This is a genomic window from Ruegeria sp. CH6 (genome assembly GCF_056537005.1).
This window is the reverse complement of the sequence record NZ_JBQFQS010000006.1, coordinates 104,558-125,642: the sequence shown is the minus strand read 5'-3', so window position 1 is coordinate 125,642 and position 21,085 is coordinate 104,558. Positions and strand designations below refer to the sequence as shown.

The window sequence follows — 21,085 nt, the reverse complement described above, 5'->3', positions numbered from 1 at the left end:
TCACAAGCGGGAGAAAGCGCGCCTTGCGCTTTCATCCCCTGCGATTGCGACAGATGCCTCAGGCCCGCACCAGATGCCCGCCATCCACGTCCAACACTGCGCCTGACAGATAATCGTTTGTCATAGCCATGATAACGGCCTGCGCGATGTCTTCGGCCTGCCCCACACGCCCAACCGGCAATCTGCCACCGACCTCGTCGTACATGGCATCCCGCGCTTGCTGAGGCATCTCCTTATATGCCTCTGTGTCGACCATGCCGGGGCTGATGCAGTTCACGCGCGCGCGTCCGCCAAGTTCAAGCGCCAATCCTTTAGTCAACGCTTCGACCGCCGCATTCACAGCCCCAAGACCCGTCGCCCCTACGGAAGGACGTCGACTCAAGACACCTGAGAAGAAGGTAATCGAGCCCCCATCGGTCAATGACGGCAGCACTTCTCTTGCTGTGACATAGGGGCCTGTAAACTTGGCCTCGAACATGCTGCGCAACTCATCTGTCGGCAGGTCAGTAAAGGCTCCGTGCACCGCACTGGAGGCCGAGATCACCAAGTGGTCCACTCTACCAAGTTTTCCGGCCCAGGCTTTCACGCCGACTTCATCCGTCATATCCAGCGTAGAAACTTGTACGGCGCTCCCAATCTCTGTTGCGGCAGCCTCGAGCTTTGCGGTGTTGCGGCTGGCGATGGTGACCTTTGCCCCAAGAGTTACGGCCAACTTGGCCGTGGCCTTTCCCATCCCGCTGCTGCCGCCAACGATGACGACGTGTTTGTTTGCAAGGGCAGTTTCAAAAACAGTGTTCATTTCAGTCATTCCATAAATCGGTCGATTTGAATGGGTCAGTCGATGCGCAGCACCAGTTTCCCAGTGGTGTCGCCCGCTTCCAGGCGACGATGTACTTCTGCCGCCTCTTCAATGGGCAGGGTCGTGACCTGCGGGCGCAACACATCTTGCTTCAACAGGTCAAATACGGTCGCCATATCTGCATTGAACGCATTGGGGTGATTGGTGAAATAGGTGTAGATATCGCTGACGCGCACTGCCACCGACTTCTGGAAATGCTTCGCCAGGTCCTCAGCGAAGTTGCCTGCGGGCGGACCGCCAAGGAACCCAAAGAGCACCACCGTTCCCAGAGGGGCCAGCGCGTCGAGATCGAATTTGAGCGTATCGCCCGAAACCGGATTCAGCGTCAGGTCAACGCCGCGTCCACCGGTGAGTTCCATTACCCGTGCGGTCACGTCTTCTTTCCGATAGTTGATCACATGATCGGCACCTTGCTCGCGCGCATAGCTGGTCTTGTCGGTGCTGACTGAGGCGATCACTGTCAAACCCAGATGTTTTGCGATCTGTAGGGCCATAGTGCCAACGCCCCCAGCAGCCGCATGAACCAGTACCGTTTTTCCTGCTTTGGCAGCGCCCAGATTGACCAGCATGTGATAGGCGGTCATTGCATTCACCGGAATCGAAGCGGCGGTTTCAAAGCTGACGTCATCAGTCAACCGGGTTACAAATGACGCTTCGATTACTGAATGCGTACCATAGCCACCTGCGCCAACAGGCCCCATCCAAGCCACTCGGTCACCCACAGCAATCCCGTCAACACCTGCGCCAATAGTTTCAACAACCCCGGCCCCTTCAACACCCGGCACAAAAGGCAGATCGGGCATCATTCCTTCGGGCATTTCGCCCCGGCGGATGATCGTGTCGATAAAGTTCACTGCGCTTGCATAGTTTCGGATCAGGACTTGGCCCTCACCCGGAGCAACCACTGCAAGTTCAGTTTTGCGCAAGACTTCTGGTCCACCGATCCGGGTGATTTCGAGTGCATAAGTCATGGTGTTCTCCTTGTGTTAGGGAGAAGATAAAGATCGGGATCGTTTGGGATAATAGTTGATTCAGGAAGATATAATCCCAATCATGGGATAATGATCTACAACGACCTTGCCCTGTTCACCGCTGTCGCCAATCATCTCAGCTTTTCCGCCGCCGCTAAACAATTGGGCATACCGCTCAGCCGGGTCAGCCGCAGGATTGCTGAACTTGAAGACCACCTTGGCTCCAAACTGTTTGAACGCACGACCCGTCATGTCCGCTTAACCGAAGAGGGGCGCCGTCTGCTGGATCGGTGCCAGGATCCGATAGATGCGCTTCAAGAGGTTGCGGGTTTTGCCGATGATACACGGCGACACAAGATCCGTATCACAGCCCCACCGCTGGCCGCCCGTAAAACTATTGGTCCCCGCCTAGTGGACTTTGCACAGCAGCACCCAGAAGTGGAGTTTGAACTGACGACGACCAACCTGTTTCTGGATTTTTTTCGCGACAACATCGACTTGGCTTTTCGACTGGGGCCGCTATCGGATTCCACCCTCGTAGCTAAACGACTTTGGTCCGTTCACTATTGCTTTTGCGCCGGGGCGAAGTTCATCTCTGACCGTGGTTTGAGGGGACAATTGTCTCGGGAAGAGTTTCTAAACCTTCCCGCGCTAGTCGCGGGACAGTCATGGGTACTCGAAACCGGAGAGGTGCTTCAGCCAACCCAGATTTCCCACAATTTCATTGACCTGGATGTTATCGAACAGGCAGTTCGCCGTAATCTGGGGATCGCGATGTTGCCACGTGACATGGTCGGGGACGGTATTCAACCTTTGCAGGTAGAGAATGCCACTCCGCTGACCAGAGACATGTTTGCGGTCTACCCAAGCCGCCGCTTGTTGCCGGTGCGGGTCAGGAAGCTGATCGATCACATGGCGTCCGGCTAATGTCACCAATCAATGGGTTGCCCATCTCGGAAGAAGCCACCAGTCGGGCCTGTATCAGGGAGCATTGCAGCCCAAACAACACCCGCTGCGCCTTCGGACACGGCGCGACCACCGCCCCCCATGTCAGTCGCTACCCAACCCGGACAAACAGCGTTAACGAGGATACGTTTTGATTTCAATTCCGCTGCGGTCTTGAGTGTCAGAGCATTCAGAGCCGCCTTTGAAATGCCATAGCCCGGTGTGCCGGAAGACATGCCGCTAAACGCCCCGGCTCCGGAAGATACGTTCACGATCCGGGCGTTTTGGCCCTGTTTCAAAAGCGGTACCGCAGCGATTGTCGTAGCCCAAGGACCAAAAAGATTGGTCTCAAACGCGCGATGGACGCGAGCGAGATTTGCGGTATGCGCTTGTTGATCAGTGTCATAATCCACGCCGGCGTTGTTCACGAGGATTTCGAGGCGGCTATACGCGGCTTCAATATGTGTAAAGGCGGCCACGACCGAAGTTGGATCTGACACATCTAGCTGCAAGGTTTCCGCGCCGTGCCCGATCTGATGCGCCGCCGCCTGTCCCCTCTCCAGATCGCGTGACCCGATAAGGACTTTCAATCCGTGATCGTGGGACAACTGGCGAGCAACTTCTTTACCGATGCCACGATTGGCACCGGTCACAAGGGCAATACGTTGTTTGGTCATGAGAATGCACTCCCAAGTCTCTCAGTCGGCATATTGAAGCGACATTTTGGTGATCTTACCTTCGCCGTTCCACCAATAGTGATAGTGCACCACTAAGGAGGCCCAATTGACCTCGGTTTTGGCGTAACCGTCTTTGTATTCCAGGATCTGGAGATGTTTGAAGCTCTGTCCACCGGGCATGACCTCGCGCTCAGCCCAGACTCGGATAGCATCATGTCCGACGAACTCGCGATTGACATCGATCATCACGGCGTCATCAGTGAAGCAGGCCAGATATGCTTCAATGTCCTGTGAGTTGGTCGCGGTCTGGTAACAGCTGATCGCGGCGGGCAGGTCGTCGGCCCAAGTCGGGATCGCAAGGGTGACTAGGCCTGCCAAAAACGTCAATCTGAACATGGATCGGTACCTTCGGGATTAGTTCGCTGCCGCAGCGCGTTCGCCAGCCTGTGCCACAAGGGCGCGGTCACCGGTTTCCCACAGGGCCGTCATGGTCATTGAGGTGACCTGCCAATCGGCACCGTCCTTCTCCAGTTCATAGCTGTAGCGTCCACCCAACACCCATAACTCATCATCAATCCGGTGGGTGGCGGTGAAGTCAGCTTCGGCCTTGGCAATGGTGTCGGTCATCTCGTTCACCGTGTGGTTGGTCACCATGTGGTGAGTGACATCAAACCCCGGCAGGAAAGCAGCCCAACCTGTGACCAGATCGTCTGCGGGCTGGGTGACCGGATCTCCGCCCCAAAGGCTGGTGTAGTCGGTGGTTACGGTGTCGGCAAAGGCATCACGCACGCGGATCCAATCGTGACGGTCGGCACCGGCGGCGATGTCGGTCAAGGTGCGGGTGATCTCGGTTTGATCGGCCATTGCGGCTCCTCCGATAAGGGTTGCGGCTGCGAGGGTTGCGATAACTCTGCGGGTCATTTCAGTGTCCTTACTTCGATTGGAGGCGTCACTTCACTCATTGGCTAAGCGCTCGGGCACAGGAGCCAATTGGTATTGCGACCAGAAAAAAGTGTTGGCTGCATCCTGATCGGCACTGAGGTTGGTTGCCTCAACGATCTTGCCGTTCTCGATCCGGTAGACCAACGCCCAGGTAGTATCGACATTCGGCTTGCCTTCGGCATTGGACCAGCCTCGGTGAATATCAACCACGTGGGTGCCATCAGCACCGAAATAGATCGGGTCTGCCTGAAATCCGGCCACGCCAAGCTGGTCAAAAAAGGCCAGAACCTCATCGCGACCATTCTTGGTACCGCTGAGGGGATGGCGACCCGGAATGTGCCATTTCACGTTTTCATCCATGACGGCAGCTATCCCACCAAGGTCATTTGCGCCGTATGCGGCAAAGAAGTCCTGAACGACTTTCATGTTTTCTTCGGGTGTTCCGGCCATAGCGGCGCCTCCGACAAGGGTTGCGGTTACAAAGGTAGCGAGAGTTTTGCGGGTCATTTGTTTTTCTCCGAAATAGAGGTGATGCCGGGCAGCATGGCCCGGCACCTACCGGATCGATTCAGCCGTCAAGGCCGAGGCGGAAGTGGTTGGCCACGGTGTCAGCAGCGCGGGTTACATCCTCGGGGTTGTCGTAGAAATCGAACTGAGTCACATCCTCGAGCCACTGTGCGGTAGCCTCGCCGGCAAAGCCTGCCAGGAAGGTTTGCACACCTTGCGGGATGGCGGCGCTTTCCGAATGCACGATGGCCAGAGGCTTGTCCAAACGCTGCGGATTATCGGCAGGATGATAGGTCAGCCAGCCTTCCCAGCCTGCGTTGTTCCACTTGTCGTCATATTCCGGGATCGCGCCACGATCGCTTTCGTAATAATAACCACCGATCGGCATCAGAACGCCCTCTGCCCCTTCAGGACCTGCCGCGGGAATTATCTCGCCCCCTTTGGCTTCAGCGGCATGCGAGATTTCGATCAGGCCAGCAACACCTTCTTCCCCGCCATAAACGGCCTCAACAATCTCTTTGTTGTGCAACCACGGGGCTACCAGACCAAGGCGATCCACCAGCGGGTTGCCCGCCACAGCGTCAACCATGTAGCCAGCCGAGGCACAGATCCCCAGACCGTTGATGTGATCCACATCGACTTCGGGCAGGGTTGCGACAAATTCAAACGCAGCCTTGATGTCCGAGGTCTTAGCTTCGGGGCTTTCTACGAAACGCACTTTGTTTGGAAGGTCACCTGATTTTCCCCAGCCCCGAAAATCAAAGGTGAAGGCGGCAAAGCCACGTTCAGCCATTTCGCGGGCATAGTTGGCGGGCATCTGTTCCTGAACCGAAGTCCATGCGCCGGTCACGACGACAGTCGGCAGCGGGGAGTCACCACGTTCTTCTGGTAGATACAGCGTGCCTGACAGAGTGGTGCCTTCGTTTTCAAACGTCACGGTGCGAGTTTCGACCTGAGCGATGGCAGCAGTGGAAGCCAGCAGCGTGGTCGCAGTGGTCAAAGCAGTCAGTTTCATAGTTGTATCTCCGTTGATTGGTTCAACTGGGCTCAGGCCCTATGACCAAAGAGATACGACGTCCTCGCCAAGATTAATTGCACCTGACTGCCGGGTTTTTGAAAGATCCTGCTCAGGTTGGATTTGCAGCCCGATACGCCCGCGGAGTCTGACCCACAACTTGCTTGAAGCTGCGTGTGAAATGCGCCTGATCCGCAAATCCGCAGGCCAGAGCAATGTCTCCTAACGGGCGTTCTGCGTTATCCATCATCTTAATGGCCTGCTCGATCCGATAAGCCATGACGTATTGCATGGGTGTTGATCCAAGCGTTTCTTTGAACACCCGAGCAAAATGAGACGGGCTCATTCCTACCTCGGCAGCCAGTTGATCCACCGTGATCGTCTGATCCAACCGACGCTGTACAAAGGACAGAACACGTTGGTAATGCCGCGAGGTGAAACGCGAAGAGAGTTCGACATCTTCTGCGCGGCGTTTCCCATATTTCTGCAACAGCTTCACCAGGAACACGCGGCTCATCGCCTCGAACATAACGGCGGAGGACATGTCGTCCGTTTCCAGCGCATCCCTCAGAATGACACCAGCAGCGCAAAGGTCGGGGTCGGAAAACTGTGGCAAATCCCGAAACTGCTGAGGATCCAGCAACATGCCTAACTCGGACTGTGCAAACTGCTCTATCTTGGCGGGATCCAGCGTAATCACGATCACATCTGACTTTTCATGCCAGCGCCAGCCCGATCGCATCCCGGCCGGCGTGACGACAATCTCGTCGGCCAAGAACGTAAAATCGCGCAATTCACCATCTCGCCAATTTTGCACGCGATGCGCCTTGGGATTAAGATTCAGAAGCACGTGATGTTCCTCAAACACCTCTTCGGGCATCTGATCCGGTTCGGCCTGAAAATATCGGACAGACATCAGTCCCGCCGCCGAAGGACGGTCCATCGCATCACTGTTGAGCAGCGGTTCAGACGGGTAGATGTCAGCGTATTTTATCGGCAATCTCTGGGTCCTGAAGCGGGCGGGATCAATTCTTGATGGGTCCGGCCAAAGTGACAAAGCCGCAGGATATCATCAAGTGATGTCTAACTGCACTAAGCCCATCCGAGAAAAACAAGATCACCCTACAATGGTGTCCCAGCACCTAATTGAGCTGCAACAGCGGTTGAGCGGGGTGTTCAACCGCGCTGGAAATCAAGGACGCTCCTGAATTTTGTCTAGTTTCAACAGCATTGACTTACGCACTCTATCGGGACTGATAACTGCTTTTGGAATTCAGCTTTGCGTTGCCGCTGTTCACGACACATATTGCTCGGGTCCGCAATCGAGAACCACAAGCCTGATTTCATGCAATCCTCTTCGTGTGTCGGCTCACCCGCTCTCACAAGCTTCTGACAGCGTTGCGTAGGTGCGATCTATGACGTGTCGCACCTCAGGGAGAAACCTGTCGTCTTGGTGGGACACAAGCCACTGATCATGTTCTAGATCAACAATCAGAGGTGACACCGGCTTTAGCCTTCGCTGCGCATTTCCGATGAATGTTGGCAGAACAGCCCGAGCTATTCCTGCATTTGCAAGATCAAGGGCGTTTTGCGGCGCAGTTACTTCAATGGCCTCGTCTCCTTGCGAATTCTCCCTCAGCCAATTTGCGGAAGGTGTATTGGACAAGACCCGAGCCCAGGTCGAAACTCTCTCATCTACGGCGTAGACGGCAAACCGGACCCGTCCGATTTTGCGGCCAGCCAAGCCAATCTCTTCAGGCCGGTGGTTTCGAATTCCAATCGCCGCCTCCCGGTGCCCGATTTTCAGCACCTCTTCCGAGGAAATGAACCGCAACCGCACCGGTATTGATCCGTAGAGCTTTCCAACAGCACCTACCAATAATCTGGTAACCCAGGTTCCAGCCGAAATCTTAACCAAAGGTGGTGCAGTTGCGAGGCTGGTTTCGGTGATAGGCAAAACACGCGCTTCGATGCCTGCCGCCTTTTCCAGCAATGCTTGCCCATCCTCAGTCAGGTCATAGCCTCGCGGCTTGCGCCGAAACAATTCGATCCCAAGATTGCGCTCAAGCTCGATCATACGTCGGCCCAGCGTTGGTGCACTCTTGCCGGTCTGTGCTGCCGCTGGCCCAAGTCCACCTGCTCTGGCGACCGCAAGAAAAAGCCGCAGGTTATCCCAGTCAAAGTCACGTTCATTCATGAAACAATGCTTACATTCTGTATTGTTGATGAAAAGATAGAGATCACATTTTTTCAAAGGGTCACATAGGAGACCCACAGATGAAATTTCTCGAAACCGAAATCTCCCCACTTGGCATGGGATGCTGGCCAATCGGCGGCAAAATGTATTGGGGCGAACAATCCCTGGGTTACACCCGTTCAGACGACGATGTTTCCATTCGGACGATCCACGCTGCCTTAGATGGCGGGATCACCCTGTTCGACACGGCAGCTGCGTATGGTGCAGGACATTCGGAACGGCTGCTGGGTAAAGCGTTAAAACATCGACCCGATGCCTTGGTTGTTACAAAGATCGGTGTCGGAATTGACGAGACGAGCAAACAGATCTCATTCGAACCCTTCTCCCCTGATCAAGTTTCTCCAGCCGTTGACGGGTGTCTGTCGCGTTTGGACCGTGATCGGATCGATCTGATGCTGCTACACGTGAACGATATGTCGATAGGCATGGCCGAAGCCGTATTCGATGAACTGGATCAGTTGAAAGACGCCGGAAAACTACGCGCCTACGGCTGGAGCACCGACTATTCTCAAAGCGCCCGAGCCGTTGCAGCGAGAAACAACTTCAAGGCAGTTGAATATGTCATGAACGTGTTCTTTGATGCACCCCGCATGCAGAACGTAGTGCAAGAAGAAGGGCTATTGTCTCTTATTCGCTCACCGCTCGCGATGGGTTTGCTTTCAGGGAAATACGATCAGAACGCTACCATTGCATCGGACGACGTACGTGCATCCGGCGAAAGTTGGATGGAATACTTCAAGGATGGTAAGGCAAACCCTGACTTCATGCGAAAACTAGATGCAGTTCGCGACTTACTGACCTCAAATGGCAGAACACTTGTGCAAGGAGCTCTCGGGTGGATATGGGGCCAATCTGAAACCTATGTTCCGATCCCGGGTGCACGGACAGAAGAGCAAATCGAGGGTATTGCAGGAGCGCTAAACTTCGGTGCTTTGCCGGTCGAAATAATGGATGAAATAGAAACCCTGGTCACACGCATCCCCGACGAACCAGACCGCCCGAGATAACCTAAAGTACGGCACAAAAAACTCCGCACCGAGTGCTTTCGAGGTGGTTTGTTGAGCCCCGATAGAGCGCGGCAACCTGCCTTGAAAGTGGCGTGCGCAGAAACGCGATATGCCAGAGTTCTTGTGAACTGCGAGAGTTTAAATCTACCAGATTCTGCATATTGGCCGAACGACAATTTTTTGTTGCGTTCGTTCAAGGATTAGCTTTGTTCAGGCGTCTTTCATCTGGATCAACTGGATCAGGTTACCGCAGGTGTCATCAAAAACAGCCATGTGAACAGCGCCCGCATCCATTGGCTCGGTTGTGAACTCCACGCCTCGATCAGTCAGCTTCTTCCACTCGGCATCGAGGTCTTGCACCTGAAATGAGTGCGCGGCGATGCCATCGGAAACAATCGCTTCTTTGTAGGGCCTAACGGCAGGATGGTCGCTTGGCTCAAGTAGCAACTCTATTCCATCTGGGTCTTCTTCTGAAACAACTGTCAACCAGCGGTTGGTGCCCAATGGAATGTTGTGCTTCACCTTGAAGCCGAGGACTTCGGTGTAGAATTTTTCGGCCTTGTCTTGGTCGTCAACAAAGACGCTTGTGACATAGATTTTCATGTCTTGGTTCCCTTCGGTTTGTATTTCGTGAGCCATGATGCCGCCGCAATGTCGTCTTCGCTGACGCTCAGAGAATGCGCCTTTGTTCGCCCCTTCCACTCGATCTCAATCAATCCCGCTTTCTCTAAGACGGCGAGATGCTGGGAGACCGTTTGTCGGGACAACGCAATCCCATCCTCTGCAACCGAGGCCGCGCACACCTCGAACAACGATTGAGCTGGCCTTTTGCTCAGATGGTCGATGATGCGACGTCGGGTGCTGTCCGAAAGAGCCTTGAAAATTAAGTCGAGCTGGTCATCTGTCATGCGCCCTATATGCAGTATAATCACTGCATGTCAAGTGCAGTAAATTTACTGCATAACTGCCGGGCGTTGAAATACGAACGTCATTGACTAGCAAAAGAAAAGCTCCAGAGTCCGCAGAGCAAACATCAGTTGCTCCTTAGTTCCTTAACTCTTCTGTGCACCTCGACTGAGGTTAAACAAACCCAAATCAATCTAAGCACTGAGTGGATCGATCGATCCTCATTTCCGCATCGACAGACCATTGTGAAACAGATGCACTTTGCCCGGGTCCGCATTCAATTTGACAGCTTTTCCACGTCGGTTTCTTTCAACGCCAGGAAACTTGGCGACGATATTTTCAGCCCCCGGCCTGCTGGCAAAATACAGCAAGGTTACTTCACCCAGGGCTTCGACAAAATCGACTGTGCCGTCCAGAAACCCGGCGGCATCGTCGGCAACGAAATCCTCTGGCCGTACGCCGACATTGACCTGCAAACCCATTTCCTCGGGCTCAGTTGGAATGGATGAAACCGCTGTTCCGCCCGCATCAAGTGTGACTTCAGTCAGATCTCCGGTTTTGGAAATTTTGCCAGACAGCAGATTCATAGCGGGCGATCCGATGAATTGCGCCACAAACTCGTTATCCGGCGTTTCGTACAGCTCTAGTGGCGTACCAACCTGCGCGATGCCTTTGTTGGCGAGAACGACGATCCGGCTGGCCAGTGTCATCGCCTCGACCTGATCGTGGGTCACGTAGATCATCGTGCTTTCGGGCATCGCCTCTTTCAGGCGCGCAATCTCGATCCGGGTTGCAACGCGCAGCGCAGCATCGAGGTTCGAGAGCGGTTCGTCGAACAAATAGACCTTGGGGTCTCGCACGATGGCGCGCCCGATAGCGACACGCTGGCGTTGCCCTCCGGACAGAGCCTTGGGCAAACGATCCAAGAGCGGATCCAGTTGAAGGGTCTGGGCCGCGCGTTCAACGGCGGCATCGATCTCGGCGGCAGGCATCTTGGCGATCTTCAGTGCAAATGCCATGTTCTCGCGCACGGTCAAATGCGGATAAAGCGCATAGGACTGAAACACCATGGCAATGCCCCTTTGGGCAGGCGGCACATCATTCATGACCTGCCCTTCGATCTCCAAGGTGCCGCCGGTGATCTTTTCCAGCCCGGCAATCATTCGCAACAAGGTTGATTTTCCACAACCCGATGGACCGACAAAGACGATCAACTCGCCCTTTTCGATGTCCAGATCGATATGCTTCAGAACATCGATCGGACCATAGGATTTCGCCACATCCGTAAGTTTGAGTTCTGACATGGTTTACCCCTTGTCCTTAGCCATCAGACAAAACTGTGCGGGGTGCAGCGTAACGCTTCCCGCACCGTCGCTACCGCCGAGCTCCTGCCCGATGACCCTCCAATCGCCCAAGGGCAAGTCGACCCGCTGAGCTTCCGTTCCAAGGTTGAAAGCACAAAACACCGCTTCAGACGCATCCTCACGCTGGAATGTCAGCACAGGTCCAATCTGTTTCATGTTGGACTGCGCACCCGAAGTTAACGCCGGGTGGGCGTGGCGCAGCGCGATTGCGCGGCGATAATGGTGCAGCATCGATTGGTCGTTCGCCTCGAGCCGGTCTACGGCTCTTTCCGTTTGGGCCGTACTGACCGGCAACCAAGGCTCACCGGTGCTAAAACCTGAATGTTCGTCCTGCGTCGCCCAAACCATTGGCGTGCGACATCCGTCGCGCCCCTTGAACTCGGGCCAGAACTCGATGCCGTAGGGGTCTTGCAGTTTCTCGAATGGAACATCTGCCTCGTGCAGGCCCAGTTCCTCTCCTTGATACAGACAGGCAGAGCCACGCAGACACATCATCAGAACCGCGTGCTGGCGAATGGCCGCATCGTTTAAGTCCCAGCGCGAGGCATGACGTTCAACATCATGGTTCGAGAACGCCCAGCATGGCCATGCATCGCCTGCCTTTTCCTCGAGCTGATCAAAGACCTGCTTGGCATAAGGCGCAGTCAACGCACGCTTTTCCAGAAACTCGAAAGCATAGCACATATGCATCCGCTGATCGCCCGAAGTGTATTCACCCATGATCTCCAGCCCACGCTGTGCATCACCTACTTCACCCAAGCAGGCACGGCCTTCATATTCGTCGGTCAGCGCGCGCAACCTTTCGAGGAAGGCGATGTTCTCGGGCTGACTTTTGGAATAATGATGATCCTGGTGGTTATAGGGGTTCACTGCTGGCGCAATTGATGCGTTGCGCTCTTCGACCGGGAGGGCCGGATTGTCCCGCAGATGTTTATCATGGAAATAGAAATTGATCGTGTCCAGACGGAAACCATCCACGCCCATCTCCAGCCAGAACCGAGCCACGTCCAGCAGTGCATCTTGCACTTCGGTACAGTGAAAGTTCAGGTCCGGCTGCGAAGTCAGAAAGTTATGCAGATAATATTGAAGGCGACGAGGCTCCCACTGCCACGCTGAACCGCCAAAGATAGACAACCAGTTATTGGGTGGTGTGCCGTCCGGTTTAGGGTCGGCCCAGACATACCAGTCGGATTTCATGTTGTCCCGATTGGCGCGACTCTCACCGAACCAAGGGTGCTGATCAGATGTGTGTGACAGCACCAAATCGATCATCACTTTCAGACCCTTGGCATGGGCCTGATCAAGTAACTCGCGGAAATCTTGCAGCGAGCCGAACATAGGATCCACGTCGCGGTAGTCGCTGACGTCATATCCGAAATCCTTCATCGGAGATTTAAAGAAGGGCGAAATCCAGATCGCGTCGACACCCAGTTCCGCGATGTAGTCCAGACGTTTAGTGATCCCTTTCAGGTCACCGATCCCATCACCATTGCTGTCTTGAAAGCTGCGCGGATAGATCTGATAGATCACGCCACCGCGCCACCACTCTGACTTTGCTTTGGTTGATTTGGAAAGTTCTACAGTGTTCTGCACGTTCATCAGACGCCTCTATTTAACGGATCCGGCCAGCAGGCCACGGACCAGGTATTTTTGCATTGCGAAGAAAACAATCAGTGGAACGATGATCGAAACAAACGCAGCGGTGGCGAGGATTTCCCAGTTGCCCCCTCTTGTACCCAGCAGTTCGACAATTCGATTGGTCATGACGGTGGTTTGACCTGATGCATCAATCAGGAAGACTTTGGCCACCAGAAGGTCGTTCCAGGTCCACAGGAACTGCAGGATCGCGAATGACGCCAGCGCCGGGAAGCTGAGTGGAAGGATCAGTTTCGTAAAGATCTGGAACTCAGACGCCCCGTCGACCCGAGCGTTCTCGATCAAATCGCGTGGCAGTCCGGCCATGTAGCTGCGAAGAAGGTAGATGGCCAGCGGCATTCCAAAGCCAGTGTGGGCCATCCAGACACCCAGATACCCTTTGCCGATCCCAATATTAAGATGGAATTTCAACAAGGGGATCAGTGCGAGCTGAAGCGGAACAACCAAAAGCCCGACAATGGCTGCAATCAGCAATGCGCGGCCCGGGAATTCCATCCACGCCAAGGCATAAGCCGCGAACGCTGCAACCAGAATGGGTATGATCGTGGCAGGAATAGTCACGGTCAGAGTGTTAAAGAACGCACGCCCCATACTGTCGGTGCTGTCCTCGGCCAAGAGAACCTTGTGGTAATTGTCCAACGTGAACTCAGGTGGAAGTTCTGCGCTTACGAAAACACGCGGGCCGCGACTGCCAGTAAACTCCTCAGCATTTTGCGCTTTGTAGTTTCCGTTAGCATCGACCGTGATAGTCCCGCCACGGCGCAATTCCGCTGTCTGACCAGGTTCAAACGCATCGACCGCGCGGGAACTGACACCCCACTTTGAGATCGTGGCCTTCTGCCCTTCGTCGAACAGGTTCCCTTCAATCACATACATCCCGTTTTCCAGAATCTGCGTATCGGGCGCGGCCGTGCGCAGCGTGAGGTTTTGTTCAGATGGGAACAGGGATTTCCACCATCCGCTCGTCGCGATCTGGTCAGCCGTGCGAAAGGATGAGATCAACAATCCCAGTGTCGGTATTACCCAAAGCACCACGAGAAAGAGGACCGAGGCCTGGACGATCCATCTGAGGGCGGGTTTGGTTCCTGCTATATCGCTCATCCCCTACTCCATTTCCCGGCGTGCGTTGCGGATGTTCCAGACCAGGATCGGCGTCACCAGCAACATGATCACCATGGCCGATGCCGAACCCACGCCCCAATCATTGGCGCGGAACATCTTGTCGTACATGTAGTTGGCCAGAACCTGTGTCTCCCACTGGCCATTGGTCATCGCAAAAACGATGTCGAAGACCTTCAGGACCAGAATGGTGATGGTTGTCCAAACAACCAGAATTGTGTTCCAGATTTGAGGCACCTTGATTTTGAAGAATATCTGGAAGGGATTGGCCCCATCCAAAACCGCCGCCTCAACGGTTTCTTCGGGGATGCCGCGCAAAGCAGCGGACAGGATCACCATGGCAAAGCCTGTCTGAATCCAGATCAGAATCCCCATGAGAAAGAAATTGTTCCAGAACGGAATGGTCAGCCAGGTTTGTGGCTCGGCCCCGCCAAAGAACAGATAAAGCGCATTCAGAATCCCGATCTGGTCTTGCTCGGCCGGGCGCGCATCGTAGATCAGCTTCCAGATGACCGAAGCCCCGACGAAAGAGATCGCCATAGGCATAAAAATCAGGGCCTTTGCGATGTTACCCCAGCGGATACGGTCGGTTAGCTGAGCTGCCAACAGGCCAAATGCGGTTGACATTGCCGGGACCACGATCAGCCAGAACATATTGTTGCGCATGGCTTCCCAGAATTTCGGTTCTGCCACCATCTGGATGTAGTTATCGAGACCAACCCACTTATACCCACCTCCGGCAACGCGATCCGTGAGCGACAGGCGCAACGTCTCAACCACCGGATAGGCCAGATACAGGCCAATCGCCACAAGCGCCGGAAGCAAAAACAGCCAGGGACGGATCATGTTCGCGTGGTTGATGTTGCGGCCAGCATTCGGCCCGCGCGCAGGGAACAGAACCTTGTCCAGAAACTGGTTGGACAGAAAGAAATAGCCCACACAGCCCGACACGCCTATGGCGATGGTCAGCAGGCCCTGAATTGCCGGATGCATCACGCTCTCCGTTGCGAAGGGGAAAAGGGGCGGCCTGACGCGCAGACCGCCCGGGTTTTAAACGCGCTTAGTCCAACGCATCCCAGGAAGATTGGATCTCGTCAGCAACTTCCTGAGCGGGCTTTCCACCAGCATAGTCAACCATACCGGTCCAAAATGTGCCGGCCCCTACGCCGCCAGGCATCAGGTCCGAACCATCAAACCGGAAGGTGGTCGCACCCAGAAGAATGTCGTTCATCTTCTTGAGCGTCGGATCCGAGAACACGGAGGTATCAACGCCTTTGTGCGGCGTCAGGAAGCCGGTCAGGGCCATCCATGTCTCATGTGCTTCAGGAGTCTGAAGATAGGCGATCAGATCATGTGCAGCCGGGCTGTCATTGGTGATTGCCCATAGAGTGCCGGCACCAAGTACCGGGCTGCCCAAATCCTTGCTTTCATATGCGGGGAAGTAGAAGAAATCAGCATCTTCGCCGACAACCGTGCCCTCAGGAAAGAATGCCGGGATGAACGACGCCTGACGGTGCATGTAACACTGTGGTGGCGAACTGAACATGCCCTTTGGACTGTCACGGAAATCGGTCGTTGCGACCGTACCTGCCCCACCCGCAACATAGTCATCATTGCGTGCAAACGCGCCGAATTCTTCGATGGCAGCGACCACTTTCGGGTCATTAAACTTCATTTCATTGGACACCCAGGCGTCATAATCCTCGGGCGACTGAGTGCGCAGCATCATGTCTTCGACCCAATCGGTCGCTGGCCAACCAGTCGCACCACCCGAACCCAGACCGATGCACCACGGCGTCTCTCCGTCTGCGACGATCTGATCGGTCAACGCTTTCAGTTCTTCCATCGTAGTTGGAACTTCGTAACCGGCATCCTCAAAATTCTCAGGCACGTACCAAACAAGGGATTTCACATCTACCTTGTAAAAAAGCCCATAAAGATGATCCTGCCCTTCGGGCCCCGGAAAGGTACCCAGATCGACCCAGGATTGTCCGGCTGCGTAATTGTCACGAACCCAATCAGCGGTGCCATCACCCAACGGTGTCAGAAAACCCGACTTGGCCATATCCGCCGCCAGACCAGGCTGGGGGAAAACGGCTATGTTCGGCGCCGAGCCTGCCTCTGCATCAATCCTTATCTGCTGCTCGAAACTATCTGAGCCAACATACGCGTATTCGTGGCCCGTCGCGGCCGCAAAGCCATCCAGAACCGCTTCGACGTTTTCCTGGTCCGGACCCAGCCATGGCCCGAACACGGTAACCTTATCAGCCTGAGCTGTTCCAGCCATCAGGGCGAATGTGGCCACACCTGCATAAAGCGCGTGTTTCATGAAATCTCCTCCCAGTAATATCTGCGCATTGCAAGCTTTTCAAAGCGCTTTGGATGTTGCACTTTATCTGCTGACAATCAGATTCTGTCAACATATCGTTTTATAGCCTTCAATTATTGCCGTTTTTGACCTCTTGACCAAAACGGGTTGACGGAAACCAAAAATCACAACAAAACAAGTAGGCATCCATTTGAAGGCGCTTTGAACGCAATGAACCTGAAGCAGCTCTCTGAGATTCTCGGTCTTTCGCAGACAACGGTCAGTCGCGCTCTGAACGGCTATCCAGAGGTGAATGAGGCGACTCGGGTGCGCGTACAGGCCGCTGCAGACAAGCATGGCTATCGGCCAAACAGCCGCGCCAAAGGTCTGGCGACTGGCAAATCCATGGTGATCGGGCACGTCATCCCCAGCTCGTCCCAGCACGAGATGGTGAACCCGATCTTCGGCGACTTTGTTGCCGGCGCTGCGCGGACATACTCTGCGAACGGCTACGACATGATGTTCACCACCGCGGATGACACTTCGATCGAAGGGGCCTATCGCAGCTTGTTTCAGCGCGGGGCCGTGGATGGCGTCGTTTTGCAAGGCCCCAAGGTCAACGAGCGTCGCATCGATCTGCTAAACCGGATGGCGGTACCATTTATCGTACACGGTCGTTCGACCGGGATAGATGCAGAGTATGACTGGATCGATGTAAACAACAAAAGCTCATTTCGGCGTGCTACGCAGTTCCTGATCGATTTGGGTCACCGCCGGATTGCTCTGATCAACGGGCTCGAGGATATGGATTTCGCACAGCGCCGTCGCGCCGGGTATCTGCAAGCGCTGAAACAGGCTGACTTGATCCCGGACCCACAATTGATGCGCAGCGCCGAGATGACCGAGGTCTACGGACATCATGAAACCCGCGATATGTTGCAACTGGACGATCCGCCAACCGCCATTTTGGCATCCTCGATGATTTCGGCGATTGGTGTGAGGCGGGCACTGGACGAGGCAGGGTTGCGAATTGGCCGGGATGTCTCGGTCATCGCGCATGATGATGACCTGTCCTATCTCAAAAACGGACAGGATGTGCCCATCTTTACGGCCACGCGGTCCTCAGTACGGCATGCAGGAGAGCTGGCCGCCGAGATGTTGATTGAGAGGATCAAATCGCCTGACGATCCGGTCAAAACCAGATTGCTTGAGGCGGAACTGGTTGTTGGCAAATCGACCGGCCCAGCACCCAACAGGATCTGACAATGAAACATACGCGCAGCGATTTTTCCAATGACTTCCTGTTCGGAGTCGCCACTTCTGCCTACCAGATCGAAGGTCACGCCCAAGGCGGTGCCGGTTCAACACACTGGGATACATTTGCAGCGACACTCGGAAATGTGGTGCGGGGAGAAAACGGCAATCTGGCCTGTGATCACCTGAACCGGTTTGAACAGGATCTCGATCTTGTGCGCGACGCGGGATTCGATTGCTATCGCTTCTCAACCAGCTGGGCGCGCGTGATGCCCGAGGGGCGTGGACCCGTTAATCAGGAGGGATTGGATTTTTATGATCGCCTGACCGACGCGCTGTTGGAGCGTGGGATCCGTCCGTGCGCGACATTGTATCACTGGGAATTGCCTTCGCCCCTGGCCGACTTGGGCGGTTGGCGCAACCGGGATATCGCCAGTTGGTTTTCCGATTTCACCGAAGTTATCATGGGACGGATTGGCGACCGAATGTACAGCGTCGCCCCCATCAATGAACCGTGGTGTGTCAGTTGGTTAAGCCATTTCGAAGGGCACCACGCCCCCGGGCTGCGCGATATTCGAGCCACGGCGCGCGCTATGCATCACGTTCTGCTGGCCCATGGCCAGGCCATTCAGACGATGCGCGGGTTGGGCATGTCCAATCTGGGCGGTGTATTCAACCTGGAATGGGCGGAACCCGCCGATGACAGCATTGAGGCACAACAGGCCGCCGCTCTGTATGACGGAATATACAACCGGTTCTTTCTGGGCGGCGTGTTCAACAAAGCCTATCCCGAAAATGTGTTGGAGGGGCTGGAGCCCCACCTTCCGTCGGGTTGGCAAGATGATTTCGATACCATCGGAGCGCCCGTCGACTGGTGTGGACTGAACTACTACACCCGCAAACTGATCGCGCCCGCAGAAACCGCCTGGCCAAGTCTCGTCGAAGTTCCGGGCCCTCTTCCGAAGACCCAAATGGGATGGGAAATCGAGCCCGCCGCCCTGAGCAGGTTCCTGATCCGAGCAGCGCGTGAATACACCGGCGACCTGCCGATCTACGTGACCGAAAACGGTATGGCCAGCCCCGAGCGTCAGCAAGACGATGACCGTATCGACTATCTGGATCAGCACTTGTCAGCAGTCCAGGTCGCCTTGGGCAAAGGAGTTCCGGTTAAGGGGTACTTTGTCTGGTCCCTATTGGACAACTACGAATGGGCCTTGGGGTATGAAAAACGCTTTGGACTGGTTGATGTGGATTTCAATTCAATGAAGCGCACCCCGAAAGCGTCTTACTTCGCCTGGAAGGACATGCTGGTTGCACACGACATAGACACCAATTGATCGTGACAAAGGGTTAAACCTCACGTGTTGGGTCAGCCATCTACCAGTTCGCAGTCGGTGACACAGAACACCAATGGTTGCCTCCGGTTCAGTGCAAGACGAGGCCACTAAGCCGATCTCTGCCGTGTTTGCTCCTTCCTGCCTGTCGCGGAACTCATTCAAACTTCCAGTTAGTGCCACATAGTTGCTATTCGTTGCGAACTCAAACTACCTGGATTCAACGGCTCTCCTACTGCGCATATTAGCCACGGGCACATTTTGAACGAGAGCTACTCTTCGCTTGAAGGCCTTCAACTAATTGCGTGCCCGGCGACCACTAATAAACTTGCTTGGGGGATTGATTTGATGTTCCCCAGTTGGATGCCACCCATGCTGATCTGAAAGCGCGAAAGACGCGCGCTCTCAGTCATCAGAAAATCCGATTATTGGAGCCTGTCAGCGATCGCAGCAATGCCAGCTTCGGCACAAATGTCGTCAAACTCTTTGCCAGTCTGGTCTTCGCCCGGGGATCCAGCGATACCGATACCGCCAATAACTTCACCCTCGTAAACGATTGGTATGCCGCCCGATAAGGTGATCAGACCGATTTCGTTGAAGACCGCTCCAAGCGTTGGTTCATGTTCATTCTCGGCCTCGATGACAGCCGTTGCCTCCCGACGCGATGCTGCCGTAATGGCCTTGCGGCTGCTGGTGTGGACGGTGTGCGGAAACGCGCCTTCGCGCATCAACTGTACACGAGGCAACGCACGCTGATCGACCACTGTGACGGTCGTGGCAAAACCCAGATCCGAGCAAGCCTCCTGAGCGGCAGCGGCTGCTGTAAGGGCCCAATCGAGCGGGATACTCCGCTCCACATGGGGTTCGGCATTGGTATTGTCCGTCAGCGTATTCGTCGAGATTGGATCATCGGAGGGGTCATCATCGATCCATTGGTTCAATATCTGACCGGTTTCGATGTCGACTTTGAACTCCACTTCTTGCCCTGCGTCGTTCACGATTTCGATGTCGATCACGGGACGACCTTCGTACTGGTCCGGCTCGGCCTCGGCAACTGTGCCGGGTTGGGCTTCAAGCGCGATTGCAATGGCTTCATCAATGGACAAGGCTGTATTTTCTGCGCTTTGTGCAACGGCTGGAACCGCAAGAACACTAAGCGATGTTGTGACTGCGAGGATCTGAAGGAATTTCATTGTATGCTCCTTTTGTGAGGCACTGCCTCAAACTTTGATGCAGGAAAACTTAGTCGCCGGGGGTCACGTCGCGCTTTCAAAGGACTTACAGTTTTGTCAGTGATCGCGGCTCGGATGGTTCTTTCTCTCAAGTCGAAACAACGCGATTGCCGACAGTTTTGCCTCGAAGGGCCGGTCGCGATACGCGACCTGCGATGAGACGACGAAAACGCAAACATGGGCGGGCAAAAAGATCGGCGACAAGCATTCCGACGATGGCACCAGCGATGGTGGCTGATATCGTATGAGCATCAAGCATATAGCGCGCAAACATCGTAAGCAGAAGGATCGGCCAGACGACAATGCCGAACCAATTCCAGTATCGCCTGACAGCTATGTAGGCGCCGGCACTGGCGAGGGCGGAATGGCCCGAAGGCAGATTGTAATCGCCCCCGTTTGGCCTTTGGCCCAGGCGGGTGCCAAACACTTCGACGTCATTGAGAAGCCTTTTTGGTCCGTGTGTCGCAGCTGTTCCTGCGACAACCACAGTTGCAATTTGCCAAAGACCCTTGATGTCTCGCAATACGATTGCCGTGCCAATCGGAATGAGCGTATTCAAGTGTCGCCCATAATCTTCAACGCCCGTGACCAGAGCATTGTCATGGCCATTCCGGGAAACTGCATAATGACCCTCCATATCGCTGGGATAAAGAGTTGCACCAACAAGTGAGATAAGGGCGGCCATCCATAACAGATGCCGCATACGGCGTTTCTTTGACGGTGACATTCTGA

General features: G+C 54.9%; 22 protein-coding genes. 4 read left to right on the top strand and 18 right to left on the bottom strand.

Annotation, left to right across the window (positions count from 1 at the left end):
- Positions 1 to 58 precede the first annotated feature (58 nt).
- Together ACR0CW_RS14360 and ACR0CW_RS14355 are read right to left on the bottom strand one after the other, a co-directional pair.
- On the bottom strand, positions 59 to 808 hold the full coding sequence (locus ACR0CW_RS14360) for an SDR family oxidoreductase (protein WP_480788308.1): 750 nt from the start codon (positions 806 to 808) through the stop codon (positions 59 to 61).
- A gap of 26 nt (positions 809 to 834) precedes the next feature.
- Positions 835 to 1,830, bottom strand: a complete 996-nt coding sequence (locus ACR0CW_RS14355) for a quinone oxidoreductase family protein (protein WP_480788307.1) — start codon at positions 1,828 to 1,830, stop codon at positions 835 to 837.
- 90 nt (positions 1,831 to 1,920) lie between these two features.
- On the opposite strand from ACR0CW_RS14355, the gene ACR0CW_RS14350 reads away from it, so the two are divergent.
- Positions 1,921 to 2,757: a LysR family transcriptional regulator gene (locus ACR0CW_RS14350; protein ID WP_480788306.1), complete on the top strand. Its 837-nt coding sequence runs from the start codon at positions 1,921 to 1,923 to the stop codon at positions 2,755 to 2,757.
- Between the two features lie 2 nt (positions 2,758 to 2,759).
- On the opposite strand, the gene ACR0CW_RS14345 is transcribed toward ACR0CW_RS14350, so the two are convergent.
- The 7 genes from ACR0CW_RS14345 to ACR0CW_RS14315 all read right to left on the bottom strand — a co-directional run bounded on the left by ACR0CW_RS14345 (position 2,760) and on the right by ACR0CW_RS14315 (position 8,113).
- On the bottom strand, positions 2,760 to 3,452 hold the full coding sequence (locus tag ACR0CW_RS14345; protein WP_480788305.1) for an SDR family oxidoreductase: 693 nt from the start codon (positions 3,450 to 3,452) through the stop codon (positions 2,760 to 2,762).
- 21 nt (positions 3,453 to 3,473) lie between these two features.
- Positions 3,474 to 3,848: a Cif family virulence factor gene (locus ACR0CW_RS14340; RefSeq protein WP_480788304.1), complete on the bottom strand. Its 375-nt coding sequence runs from the start codon at positions 3,846 to 3,848 to the stop codon at positions 3,474 to 3,476.
- Positions 3,849 to 3,866: 18 nt separating this feature from the next.
- A complete protein-coding gene (locus ACR0CW_RS14335; protein ID WP_480788303.1) occupies positions 3,867 to 4,373 on the bottom strand; it encodes a nuclear transport factor 2 family protein in 507 nt (168 codons plus the stop codon).
- Between the two features lie 33 nt (positions 4,374 to 4,406).
- A complete protein-coding gene (locus ACR0CW_RS14330; RefSeq protein WP_480788302.1) occupies positions 4,407 to 4,901 on the bottom strand; it encodes a nuclear transport factor 2 family protein in 495 nt (164 codons plus the stop codon).
- A 61-nt stretch (positions 4,902 to 4,962) separates the two neighbouring features.
- Positions 4,963 to 5,916 carry an alpha/beta hydrolase gene (locus ACR0CW_RS14325; protein ID WP_480788301.1) on the bottom strand — a complete coding sequence of 318 codons (954 nt, stop codon included), beginning with the start codon at positions 5,914 to 5,916 and terminating at the stop codon, positions 4,963 to 4,965.
- 112 nt (positions 5,917 to 6,028) lie between these two features.
- Complete coding sequence (locus ACR0CW_RS14320) at positions 6,029 to 6,916, bottom strand: helix-turn-helix domain-containing protein (protein WP_480788300.1); 888 nt, start codon at positions 6,914 to 6,916, stop codon at positions 6,029 to 6,031.
- 369 nt (positions 6,917 to 7,285) lie between these two features.
- The gene (locus tag ACR0CW_RS14315; RefSeq protein ID WP_480788299.1) at positions 7,286 to 8,113 is read right to left on the bottom strand and encodes a LysR family transcriptional regulator; all 828 of its coding nucleotides are present in this window, start codon (positions 8,111 to 8,113) and stop codon (positions 7,286 to 7,288) included.
- 80 nt (positions 8,114 to 8,193) lie between these two features.
- Between ACR0CW_RS14315 and ACR0CW_RS14310 the strand changes: the two genes are divergently transcribed.
- Positions 8,194 to 9,180 (top strand): aldo/keto reductase, encoded by a 987-nt coding sequence (locus ACR0CW_RS14310; protein ID WP_480788298.1) that lies wholly within the window; start codon positions 8,194 to 8,196, stop codon positions 9,178 to 9,180.
- Between the two features lie 210 nt (positions 9,181 to 9,390).
- Here the strand turns inward: ACR0CW_RS14310 and ACR0CW_RS14305 are convergent, their stop codons facing one another.
- The 7 genes from ACR0CW_RS14305 to ACR0CW_RS14275 all read right to left on the bottom strand — a co-directional run bounded on the left by ACR0CW_RS14305 (position 9,391) and on the right by ACR0CW_RS14275 (position 16,554).
- Positions 9,391 to 9,783, bottom strand: coding sequence for a VOC family protein (locus ACR0CW_RS14305; RefSeq protein WP_170334562.1), 393 nt, complete (start codon positions 9,781 to 9,783; stop codon positions 9,391 to 9,393).
- Positions 9,780 to 10,088: an ArsR/SmtB family transcription factor gene (locus ACR0CW_RS14300; protein ID WP_155149352.1), complete on the bottom strand. Its 309-nt coding sequence runs from the start codon at positions 10,086 to 10,088 to the stop codon at positions 9,780 to 9,782. The genes ACR0CW_RS14305 and ACR0CW_RS14300 overlap by 4 nt, the downstream gene beginning before the upstream one ends.
- A gap of 219 nt (positions 10,089 to 10,307) precedes the next feature.
- Positions 10,308 to 11,390 carry an ABC transporter ATP-binding protein gene (locus tag ACR0CW_RS14295; RefSeq protein ID WP_480788297.1) on the bottom strand — a complete coding sequence of 361 codons (1,083 nt, stop codon included), beginning with the start codon at positions 11,388 to 11,390 and terminating at the stop codon, positions 10,308 to 10,310.
- Positions 11,391 to 11,393: 3 nt separating this feature from the next.
- Positions 11,394 to 13,049, bottom strand: coding sequence for an alpha-amylase family glycosyl hydrolase (locus ACR0CW_RS14290; RefSeq protein WP_480788296.1), 1,656 nt, complete (start codon positions 13,047 to 13,049; stop codon positions 11,394 to 11,396).
- 9 nt (positions 13,050 to 13,058) lie between these two features.
- Positions 13,059 to 14,207 carry a carbohydrate ABC transporter permease gene (locus ACR0CW_RS14285; protein WP_155149358.1) on the bottom strand — a complete coding sequence of 383 codons (1,149 nt, stop codon included), beginning with the start codon at positions 14,205 to 14,207 and terminating at the stop codon, positions 13,059 to 13,061.
- A 3-nt stretch (positions 14,208 to 14,210) separates the two neighbouring features.
- On the bottom strand, positions 14,211 to 15,218 hold the full coding sequence (locus ACR0CW_RS14280; protein ID WP_480788295.1) for a carbohydrate ABC transporter permease: 1,008 nt from the start codon (positions 15,216 to 15,218) through the stop codon (positions 14,211 to 14,213).
- Positions 15,219 to 15,285: 67 nt separating this feature from the next.
- The gene (locus ACR0CW_RS14275) at positions 15,286 to 16,554 is read right to left on the bottom strand and encodes an ABC transporter substrate-binding protein (protein WP_480788294.1); all 1,269 of its coding nucleotides are present in this window, start codon (positions 16,552 to 16,554) and stop codon (positions 15,286 to 15,288) included.
- A 210-nt stretch (positions 16,555 to 16,764) separates the two neighbouring features.
- On the opposite strand from ACR0CW_RS14275, the gene ACR0CW_RS14270 reads away from it, so the two are divergent.
- The gene (locus tag ACR0CW_RS14270) at positions 16,765 to 17,796 is read left to right on the top strand and encodes a LacI family DNA-binding transcriptional regulator (protein ID WP_480788293.1); all 1,032 of its coding nucleotides are present in this window, start codon (positions 16,765 to 16,767) and stop codon (positions 17,794 to 17,796) included.
- Between the two features lie 2 nt (positions 17,797 to 17,798).
- A complete protein-coding gene (locus ACR0CW_RS14265) occupies positions 17,799 to 19,124 on the top strand; it encodes a GH1 family beta-glucosidase (protein ID WP_480788292.1) in 1,326 nt (441 codons plus the stop codon).
- A gap of 422 nt (positions 19,125 to 19,546) precedes the next feature.
- Here ACR0CW_RS14265 and ACR0CW_RS14260 read toward each other — a convergent pair whose 3' ends face one another.
- Together ACR0CW_RS14260 and ACR0CW_RS14255 are read right to left on the bottom strand one after the other, a co-directional pair.
- Complete coding sequence (locus tag ACR0CW_RS14260; protein ID WP_480788291.1) at positions 19,547 to 20,314, bottom strand: heme-binding protein; 768 nt, start codon at positions 20,312 to 20,314, stop codon at positions 19,547 to 19,549.
- 127 nt (positions 20,315 to 20,441) lie between these two features.
- Entirely contained in the window at positions 20,442 to 21,080 is a 639-nt protein-coding gene (locus ACR0CW_RS14255; RefSeq protein WP_480788290.1) for a phosphatase PAP2 family protein, read from the bottom strand.
- Between the last annotated feature and the right edge of the window lie 5 nt (positions 21,081 to 21,085).